This is a genomic window from Arthrobacter silvisoli (genome assembly GCF_003369445.1).
GTDB lineage: Bacteria > Actinomycetota > Actinomycetes > Actinomycetales > Micrococcaceae > Arthrobacter > Arthrobacter silvisoli.
Map to the genome: position 1 here is coordinate 1 of NZ_QRCU01000046.1, position 781 is coordinate 781.

General features: G+C 67.5%; 1 protein-coding gene. It reads left to right on the plus strand.

Annotation, left to right across the window (positions count from 1 at the left end; genetic code table 11):
* Positions 1–2: 2 nt before the first annotated feature.
* Positions 3–781, plus strand: a 779-nt coding sequence (gene galE, locus DWV11_RS13255) for a UDP-glucose 4-epimerase GalE (RefSeq protein ID WP_115789398.1), incomplete at its 3' end; no start/stop codon positions are given.

A 781-nucleotide genomic window follows, 5' to 3' on the forward strand; every position in this document is an offset into this window, starting at 1 on the left:
CCATGAGAATTCTTGTTACCGGTGGCACGGGCTATATCGGTTCGCATACGGTCCTGTCCCTGCTGGAGTCCGGCCATGAGGTCATCGTGGTGGACAACCTGGCCAATTCCAGCGAGGAGTCGCTGCGCCGGGTCGCCGAGCTGGCCGGACGTGCCGCGGTGTTCCACCGGGTGGACCTGCTGGACGAACCGGCCCTGGAGGCCGTGTTCGCCGCGCACGCGGTGGACGCGGTCATCCATTTCGCCGGGCTCAAGGCGGTGGGCGAATCCGTGCAGGAACCCCTGGCCTACTACTACAACAACATCGTGGGCACCCTGAACCTGCTGCGCGCCATGGACCGCCACAACGTGCGCTCGATCGTGTTCTCCTCCTCCGCGACCGTGTACGGCGAACACAACCCGGTCCCGTACATCGAGAAAATGGACATCGGGGCGAACAACCCCTACGGGCGCACCAAGGAACAGATCGAGGACATCCTCACCGACCTCGGCGCCGCGGACCCCCGCTGGCATGTGGCACTGCTGCGCTACTTCAACCCCGTCGGCGCGCACCCCTCGGGCCGGATCGGCGAGGACCCCCAGGGCATCCCGAACAACCTGGTCCCCTTCATCGCCCAGGTCGCCGTGGGCCGGCGCGAGAAGCTCATGGTCTTCGGCGGGGACTACGACACCCCCGACGGGACGGCCCTGCGGGACTACATCCACGTCGTGGACCTCGCCGAGGGGCACGTCGCGGCCCTGGACCACATCACCGCCCGCCCCGGGGTGCACCGCTGGAACCT